General features: G+C 39.7%; 8 protein-coding genes and 1 tRNA gene. 8 read left to right on the forward strand and 1 reads right to left on the reverse strand.

Annotation, left to right across the window (positions count from 1 at the left end; all coding sequences use genetic code 11):
- The first annotated feature begins 162 nt into the window (after window positions 1–162).
- Window positions 163–2814, forward strand: coding sequence for a bifunctional acetaldehyde-CoA/alcohol dehydrogenase (gene adhE, locus ACERDH_RS09365; protein ID WP_386686707.1), 2652 nt, complete (start codon window positions 163–165; stop codon window positions 2812–2814).
- Window positions 2815–3134: 320 nt separating this feature from the next.
- Entirely contained in the window at window positions 3135–4145 is a 1011-nt protein-coding gene (gap, locus tag ACERDH_RS09370) for a type I glyceraldehyde-3-phosphate dehydrogenase (RefSeq protein ID WP_386686710.1), read from the forward strand.
- A gap of 71 nt (window positions 4146–4216) precedes the next feature.
- On the opposite strand, the gene ACERDH_RS09375 is transcribed toward gap, so the two are convergent.
- Complete coding sequence (locus ACERDH_RS09375) at window positions 4217–5092, reverse strand: RluA family pseudouridine synthase (protein ID WP_120719267.1); 876 nt, start codon at window positions 5090–5092, stop codon at window positions 4217–4219.
- 86 nt (window positions 5093–5178) lie between these two features.
- Between ACERDH_RS09375 and pbp2a the strand changes: the two genes are divergently transcribed.
- The 6 genes from pbp2a (at window position 5179) to ACERDH_RS09405 (ending at window position 9118) form a co-directional block, all read left to right on the forward strand.
- Complete coding sequence (gene pbp2a / locus ACERDH_RS09380) at window positions 5179–7374, forward strand: penicillin-binding protein PBP2A (protein WP_386686714.1); 2196 nt, start codon at window positions 5179–5181, stop codon at window positions 7372–7374.
- Window positions 7375–7426: 52 nt separating this feature from the next.
- On the forward strand, window positions 7427–7579 hold the full coding sequence (gene rpmG / locus ACERDH_RS09385; protein ID WP_001809375.1) for a 50S ribosomal protein L33: 153 nt from the start codon (window positions 7427–7429) through the stop codon (window positions 7577–7579).
- A gap of 9 nt (window positions 7580–7588) precedes the next feature.
- Entirely contained in the window at window positions 7589–7765 is a 177-nt protein-coding gene (gene secE / locus ACERDH_RS09390) for a preprotein translocase subunit SecE (RefSeq protein WP_001210990.1), read from the forward strand.
- A gap of 53 nt (window positions 7766–7818) precedes the next feature.
- Window positions 7819–8355 (forward strand): transcription termination/antitermination protein NusG, encoded by a 537-nt coding sequence (gene nusG / locus ACERDH_RS09395; protein WP_000376740.1) that lies wholly within the window; start codon window positions 7819–7821, stop codon window positions 8353–8355.
- A gap of 119 nt (window positions 8356–8474) precedes the next feature.
- Window positions 8475–8954: a sigma-70 RNA polymerase sigma factor region 4 domain-containing protein gene (locus ACERDH_RS09400; protein ID WP_386686721.1), complete on the forward strand. Its 480-nt coding sequence runs from the start codon at window positions 8475–8477 to the stop codon at window positions 8952–8954.
- A gap of 92 nt (window positions 8955–9046) precedes the next feature.
- Window positions 9047–9118 (forward strand) — tRNA-Glu (locus ACERDH_RS09405).
- Window position 9119: the final 1 nt, after the last annotated feature.

Genomic DNA, 9119 nt, shown 5'->3' on the forward strand with positions numbered 1-9119 from the left:
AAAAACTTGATAAGTAAAGAAAATGAGAAAAAATTCACAAATAATAAAAAATTCTTTGTGAAATGTTTATGAAACTGTTTACAAAGTTGAAATAATGCGTTATAATAAACTTGTGAAAAAATTAACAAAGGATATCGATCCTTGAAAGCTATGGAGGAAAATATGGCTGATAAAAAAACTGTGACACCAGAAGAAAAGAAACTCGCTGCTGAAAAGCATGTCGATGGCTTGGTGCAAAAAGCTTTAGTTGCTCTTGAGGAAATGCGTAAACTCGACCAAGAACAGGTCGACTACATCGTAGCTAAAGCGTCAGTGGCAGCTTTGGATGCCCACGGAGAATTGGCTTTACATGCCTTTGAAGAAACAGGACGTGGTGTATTTGAAGATAAAGCAACTAAGAACTTGTTTGCTTGTGAACATGTAGTAAACAACATGCGTCACACTAAGACAGTTGGCGTTATCGAAGAAGACGATGTAACAGGATTGACTCTCATCGCTGAACCGGTTGGTGTTGTCTGTGGTATTACTCCTACAACAAACCCAACATCAACAGCGATCTTTAAGGCATTGATTTCATTGAAGACTCGTAATCCAATCGTCTTTGCATTCCACCCATCAGCTCAAGAATCATCAGCTCACGCAGCTCAAATCGTTCGTGATGCTGCGATTAAAGCAGGAGCTCCTGAAAACTGTGTACAGTGGATCACTGAACCATCTATGGAAGCAACTAGTGCACTTATGAACCACGAAGGTGTTGCCACAATTCTTGCAACAGGTGGTAATGCCATGGTTAAAGCCGCATACTCATGTGGTAAACCAGCTCTTGGGGTAGGTGCCGGAAACGTTCCCGCTTATGTTGAAAAATCAGCTAACATCCGCCAAGCTGCACACGATATCGTCATGTCTAAATCATTTGATAACGGTATGGTCTGTGCATCTGAACAAGCGGTTATCATTGATAAAGAAATTTACGATGAATTTGTAGCAGAGTTCAAATCTTATCACACTTACTTTGTAAACAAAAAAGAAAAAGCTCTTCTTGAAGAGTTCTGCTTCGGCGTGAAAGCAAACAGCAAAAACTGTGCTGGTGCAAAATTGAATGCTGATATCGTTGGTAAACCAGCAACTTGGATTGCAGAGCAAGCAGGATTTACAGTTCCAGAAGGAACAAACATTCTTGCTGCAGAATGTAAAGAAGTTGGTGAAAATGAGCCATTGACTCGTGAAAAATTGTCACCAGTTATCGCAGTTTTGAAATCTGAAAGCCGTGAAGATGGTATTGCCAAAGCTCGTCAAATGGTTGAATTTAACGGTCTTGGACACTCAGCAGCCATCCATACAGCTGATGAAGAATTAACTAAAGAATTTGGTAAAGCTGTTAAAGCTATTCGTGTTATCTGTAACTCACCTTCTACTTTCGGTGGTATCGGGGACGTTTACAATGCCTTCTTGCCATCATTGACACTTGGATGTGGTTCTTACGGACGCAACTCAGTTGGGGATAACGTTAGCGCCATTAACCTCTTGAATATCAAAAAAGTCGGAAGACGGAGAAATAACATGCAATGGATGAAACTTCCTTCAAAAACATACTTTGAACGTGATTCAATTCAATACCTTCAAAAATGTCGTGACGTTGAACGTGTCATGATCGTTACTGACCATGCCATGGTAGAGCTTGGTTTCCTTGATCGTATCATCGAACAACTTGACCTTCGTCGCAATAAGGTGGTTTACCAAATCTTTGCTGATGTAGAACCAGATCCAGATATCACTACAGTTGAACGTGGTACTGAGATTATGCGTGCCTTCAAACCAGATACAATCATCGCTCTTGGTGGTGGATCACCAATGGATGCTGCTAAAGTAATGTGGCTCTTCTACGAGCAACCAGAAGTGGACTTCCGTGACCTTGTTCAAAAATTCATGGATATCCGTAAACGTGCCTTCAAGTTCCCATTGCTTGGTAAGAAGACTAAATTCATCGCGATCCCAACTACATCTGGTACAGGATCTGAAGTAACTCCATTTGCTGTTATCTCTGATAAAGCAAACAACCGTAAATACCCAATCGCTGACTACTCATTGACACCAACTGTGGCAATCGTAGACCCTGCTTTGGTATTGACAGTTCCTGGATTTGTTGCTGCTGATACTGGTATGGACGTATTGACTCACGCGACTGAAGCTTACGTATCACAAATGGCTAGTGACTACACTGACGGTCTTGCACTTCAAGCCATCAAGCTTGTATTTGAAAACCTTGAAAGCTCAGTTAAGAATGCAGACTTCCACTCACGTGAGAAAATGCATAACGCTTCAACAATCGCTGGTATGGCCTTTGCTAATGCCTTCCTAGGTATTTCTCACTCAATGGCACATAAGATTGGTGCGCAATTCCATACAATCCACGGTCGTACAAATGCAATCTTGCTTCCATACGTCATCCGCTACAACGGTACACGTCCAGCTAAGACAGCAACATGGCCTAAGTACAACTACTACCGTGCAGATGAAAAATACCAAGATATCGCACGCATGCTTGGACTTCCAGCTTCTACTCCAGAAGAAGGTGTGGAATCTTACGCAAAAGCTGTTTACGAACTTGGTGAGCGCGTAGGTATCCAAATGAACTTCAAAGCACAAGGAATCGATGAAAAAGAATGGAAAGAACATTCTCGTGAATTGGCCTTCCTTGCTTATGAAGACCAATGTTCACCAGCTAACCCACGTCTTCCAATGGTTGACCATATGCAAGAAATCATCGAAGATTCTTACTATGGCTACAAAGAAAGACCAGGACGCCGTAAATAATTGTTATCAGCCTAGAGGCAGGAGAAATCCTGTCTCTTTTTTTGTAGAACTGGAGTGGTGAAAATAATTTTTAGCTTTTCTATTTTCACTTTTCATCTGAAAAGGAAAGTGGGAAATGACTAGGTAGATAAAGAAAGACAGGAGTATAGGCTTTTGAAGGAGAAAGAAAAATAAGTGGGGTATAGACAAAAAACAATGCCCGTACTTGCAATTAAACTTAAATAGTTATATAATAGGTTTGTTGAAAGGTGATTTGTAGTGATTCAAGTTACTCTTTTCACAATAAAAATTTCATGATTTTCATAAGGAGGAAATCACTAATGGTAGTTAAAGTTGGTATTAACGGTTTCGGACGTATCGGTCGTCTTGCTTTCCGTCGTATCCAAAACGTAGAAGGTGTTGAAGTTACTCGTATCAACGACCTTACAGATCCAGTTATGCTTGCACACTTGTTGAAATATGACACAACTCAAGGTCGTTTCGACGGAACTGTGGAAGTTAGAGAAGGTGGATTTGAAGTTAACGGTAAATTCGTTAAAGTTTCTGCTGAACGTGATCCAGAACAAATCGACTGGGCTAACGACGGTGTAGACATCGTTCTTGAAGCAACTGGTTTCTTTGCTACTAAAGCAGCTGCTGAAAAACACTTGCACGCTGGTGGTGCTAAGAAAGTTGTTATCACTGCTCCTGGTGGATCAGATGTTAAAACAGTTGTATTTAACACTAACCATGACGTTCTTGATGGTACTGAAACAGTTATCTCAGGTGCTTCATGTACTACAAACTGTTTGGCTCCAATGGCTAAAGCTCTTCATGATAACTTTGGTGTTGTAGAAGGATTGATGACTACTATCCACGGTTACACTGGTGACCAAATGCTTCTTGATGGACCACACCGTAAAGGTGACCTTCGCCGTGCTCGTGCTGCTGCAGCTAACATCGTTCCTAACTCAACTGGTGCTGCTAAAGCAATCGGTTTGGTTATCCCTGAATTGAACGGTAAATTGGACGGAGCTGCTCAACGTGTTCCTGTTCCAACAGGTTCTGTAACTGAATTGGTAGCAGTTCTTGAAAAGAACGTTACTGTTGATGAAGTGAACGCAGCTATGAAAGCAGCTTCAAACGAATCATACGGTTACACAGAAGATCCAATCGTATCTTCAGATATCGTAGGTATGTCTTACGGTTCATTGTTTGACGCAACTCAAACTAAAGTTCTTGACGTTGACGGTAAACAATTGGTTAAAGTTGTATCATGGTACGACAACGAAATGTCATACACTGCACAACTTGTTCGTACTCTTGAATACTTCGCAAAAATCGCTAAATAATTCATGAGTCGATAAAAAGCAAGGCCTCTTGGTCTTGCTTTTCTTATATGGAAAAATGGATGACACAACAATCATCCATTCTTTTTTAATTCTTTTTCAAAAGTATCGGAAAGGGCAGTGAAGCTTAAATTCTCTAAAGTAAGTGGATGGGTAAAGGACAGACGAAAGGCGTGGAGCATAAGCCGACTTATCTTTGATTTGCTATTATAGAGAGGGTCGCCCAAAATAGGGAAGTTATGATGCGAAAGGTGCACACGAATCTGATGGGTTCGCCCTGTCTTTAGTTTGCAACGAACCAAGGAAGTCTTGTTTGAGAATTGCTTTAATCTGCTTACATGAGTTTCAGCGTATTGACCGTTTTTTGTATCAACTATTCTTTTTCTGCGGTCATGACGATCACGTCCGATTTTGTCCTTGAAAACAAGCTCTTTGCTGCTGATATTTCCGTTAACAAGTGCCCAATATTCTCTAGAAATCTCTTTTTTCTCCAATAAGCGATTGAGAATAGGCAGGATAAAAGGATTTTTAGCAAAAAGAACTAAACCGCTGGTTTCCATATCTAGACGATGAACGACATAACAGGTCTGGCCAACGTAGGCACTGACATGGTTAAGAAGAGCAATTTCGTTTGGTTGATTGCCGTGCGTTTTCATACCCTCGAGTTTGTTTACAATAATCAAGTGTTGGTCTTGATAAACTTCTTGAACTAAGTCCGGATTTCCCCAAGGGATTGTCTTTTTGGGATAATCTTCCTCGTCAAAAGCCAACTGGCAAACATCTCCAGGCTTCACTATCTCGTTCCAGTGAACTTCTTCTTGATTTATCAAAATATGCTTCTTGACTCTCAAAAAATGCCGGATTTTTCTAGGAATGAGGAGTTGCTCTTCTAGTAATTGCTTCACCGTCATTTGAGGTAAAGAGGCGGGTAATATAAATGTGAATTTCATACAGATATTGTAACAAAAAAAGCCCTATTTGGATAGGAAATAGCTAAATTCTTGTCTTCCTATGATGAAGATGATAAAATAAACGCATGAAATTAGATAAATTATTCGAGAAATTTCTTTCTCTTTTTAAAAAAGAAACAAGTGAACTAGAGGATTCTGATTCGACTAGCTTACGTCGCTCTCGTAGTGATCGAAAAAAATTAGCTCAAGTGGGTCCGATTCGAAAATTCTGGCGTCGCTATCATCTGACGAAAATCGTTGTTATACTAGGTTTGAGTGCAGGCTTGTTAGTCGGAACCTATTTGTTTGCTGTAGCCAAGTCAACCAATGTCAATGATTTGCAAAATGCCTTGAAAACTCGGACTCTCATTTTTGACCGTGAAGAAAAAGAGGCAGGTGCCTTGTCTGGTCAAAAGGGAACCTACGTTGAATTGACTGACATCAGTAAAAACTTGCAGAATGCTGTTATTGCGACAGAAGACCGTTCTTTCTATAAAAATGACGGGATTAACTATGGTCGTTTCTTCTTGGCTATTGTCACTGCTGGACGTTCAGGTGGTGGCTCTACCATTACCCAACAGCTGGCTAAGAACGCCTATCTATCGCAGGATCAAACTGTCGAGAGAAAAGCAAAAGAATTTTTCCTTGCCTTAGAATTAACAAAAAAATATAGTAAGGATCAGATCTTAACCATGTACCTTAACAACGCCTATTTTGGAAATGGTGTGTGGGGTGTAGAAGATGCGAGTAAGAAATACTTTGGAGTTTCTGCATCAGAAGTGAGTCTGGATCAAGCTGCGACTCTGGCAGGGATGCTAAAGGGTCCAGAGCTGTATAACCCCTTGAAATCTGTAGAAGATTCTACTAATCGTCGTGATACTGTCTTGCAAAATATGCTGGCAGCGGGTTATATTGATAAAAATCAAGAAACCGAAGCTGCAGAAGTTGATATGACTTCGCAATTGCACGATAAATATGAAGGAAAAATCTCAGATTACCGCTATCCTTCTTACTTTGATGCAGTGGTTAATGAAGCTGTTTCCAAGTATAATCTAACAGAGGAAGAGATTGTCAACAATGGCTACCGCATTTACACAGAGCTGGACCAAAACTACCAAGCAAATATGCAGGTTGTTTATGAAAATACCTCACTGTTTCCGAGGGCAGAGGATGGAACGTTTGCTCAATCAGGAAGTGTAGCTCTCGAACCGAAAACAGGGGGAGTTCGTGGAGTTGTTGGTCAAGTTGCTGACAATGATAAAACTGGATTCCGGAATTTCAACTATGCAACCCAATCAAAACGTAGTCCTGGTTCTACAATTAAGCCTTTAGTTGTTTATACACCAGCAGTTGAAGCAGGTTGGGCCTTGAATAAGCAGTTGGATAACCATACCATGCAGTATGACAGCTATAAAGTTGATAACTATGCAGGAATCAAAACGAGTCGAGAAGTTCCTATGTATCAAGCCTTGGCAGAATCGCTTAATCTACCTGCTGTTGCCACTGTTAATGACTTGGGTGTTGACAAGGCTTTTGAGGCCGGAGAAAAATTCGGACTCAACATGGAAAAAGTCGACCGTGTTCTTGGTGTGGCTTTGGGAAGCGGTGTCGAAACCAATCCTCTTCAAATGGCTCAAGCATATGCTGCCTTTGCAAATGAAGGTTTAATGCCGGAAGCTCATTTTATTAGTAGAATTGAAAATGCTAGTGGACAAGTTATTGCAAGCCATAAGAATTCACAAAAGCGGGTGATCGATAAGTCTGTAGCTGACAAGATGACCAGTATGATGTTGGGGACATTCACAAACGGAACAGGTATTAGTTCATCACCTGCAGATTATGTTATGGCTGGAAAAACTGGTACAACTGAAGCAGTTTTTAATCCGGTATATACAAGTGACCAGTGGGTAATTGGTTATACTCCGGATGTGGTGATTAGTCACTGGCTTGGTTTCCCTACGACTGATGAAAATCACTATTTAGCGGGTTCTACTTCAAACGGTGCAGCCCACGTCTTTAGAAACATTGCAAATACCATTTTACCTTATACGCCAGGAAGTACCTTTACAGTTGAAAATGCTTATAAGCAAAATGGAATTGCACCATCCAATACAAGTAGTCAAGTACAGAGTAATGAAACCAATCAGACGGATGATACCATTTCTGATATTAGAAGTCGTGCACAAAATCTGGTAGATGAGGCGAATCGTGCTATATCAGATGCTAAAATTAAGGAAAAAGCACAAACAATATGGGATTCGGTAGTCAATCTATTTCGTTAAGATGCTTGTCAAAGCCTAGCTTTCTTGTTATAATAGATAAGATGGAGGCGTTATGGCACTAAAAAAAGCAAGCCTAGCTTGTGCGGTTTGTGGTTCTAGAAACTATTCAATCAAGATCAGTGGAAACCCCAAACCAACACGACTAGAAGTAAATAAATTTTGTAAACATTGTGGTAAGTATACTACACACAGAGAAACGAGATAGGAGAGAGCGATGCGTTTTATTGGAGATATTTTTAGACTTCTTAAAGACACAACATGGCCAACTCGCAAGGAAAGCTGGAGAGATTTTCGTTCTATCATGGAATACACTGCTTTCTTTGTTGTGATTATTTATATTTTTGACAAGTTGATTGTTTCAGGTTTGATTCGATTTATTAACATTTTTTAGAAGAACCGTGGAGTTATACCCGCTAAAAGTCTTCTATTATGAAAGGAAGTATCATGGATAGTTTTGATAAAGGATGGTTTGTCTTGCAAACTTATTCTGGTTATGAAAATAAGGTAAAAGAAAATCTACTACAACGTGCACAAACCTACAATATGTTGGATAATATTTTACGTGTTGAAATTCCAACACAAACAGTGCAAGTTGAAAAAAATGGAAAGAGAAAAGAAGTAGAAGAAAATCGTTTTCCAGGTTATGTTCTTGTAGAAATGGTGATGACAGATGAAGCTTGGTTTGTTGTTCGAAACACACCAAACGTTACAGGATTCGTCGGATCTCACGGAAATAGATCAAAACCAACTCCATTATTGGAACAAGAAATCCGTGATATCTTGGTTTCTATGGGACAAACTGTACAAGAGTTTGATATTGATGTCGAAGTTGGTCAAACTGTACGTATTATTGATGGTGCTTTTGCAGATTATACTGGTAAGATTACAGAGATTGATAACAACAAAGTGAAGATGATTATCTCTATGTTTGGTAATGACACAGTAGCAGAAGTTAACCTAAATCAAATTGCAGAATTATAACCCTGAGAGAGGCATGTCCTCTCTTTTTTGTGCAGTTGAAGCGGTGTAGAGAACAGAACGGGAAAATAGGACAAAACTGTTTTTGAATCTGTTAGACTGTATCTAGAAAGGGGAACAATATGCTTAAAAAATTGTATGAAGAAGTCCAGGGAATTGTATATAAGTGTAGAAATGAATATCATCTCCATCTATGGGAATTATCAGATTGGGACCAAGAGGGAATGATCTGCCTATATGAGTTGATTAGCAAAGAAGAAGGACTTGTAGAAGATATACCACGTTTACGTAGATACTTCAAAACTAAGTTCCGGAATCGAATTCTAGATTATATCCGTAAACAAGAAAGTCAAAAACGAAGATATGATAAAGAACCCTATGAAGAAGTAGGTGAGATTAGTCATCGTATCAGTGAGGGCGGTCTGTGGCTAGATGATTATTATCTCTTTCATGAAACCCTAAGAGATTATAGAAACAAACAAAGTAAAGAGCAACAAGAAGAGTTAGAACGCATCTTAAGAAATGAACGCTTCCGAGGTCGTCAAAGAGTATTAAGGGACTTACGTATTGTGTTTAAAGAGTTTGACATCCGTACACATTAGGAAGTCATGAAAAAAATAGAAAAAAGATAAAAAAAGGTGTTGACAAAGTTTGAAAAGTGGGTATAATAGTAAGAGTTGAAAATAACAACTCAGGTCCGTTGGTCAAGGGGTTAAGACACCGCCTTTTCACGGCGGTAACACGGGTTCGAATCCCGTACGGACTAT

It is taken from the genome of Streptococcus bovismuti (assembly GCF_042436615.2).
In the GTDB taxonomy this organism is placed as follows: Bacteria; Bacillota; Bacilli; order Lactobacillales; family Streptococcaceae; genus Streptococcus.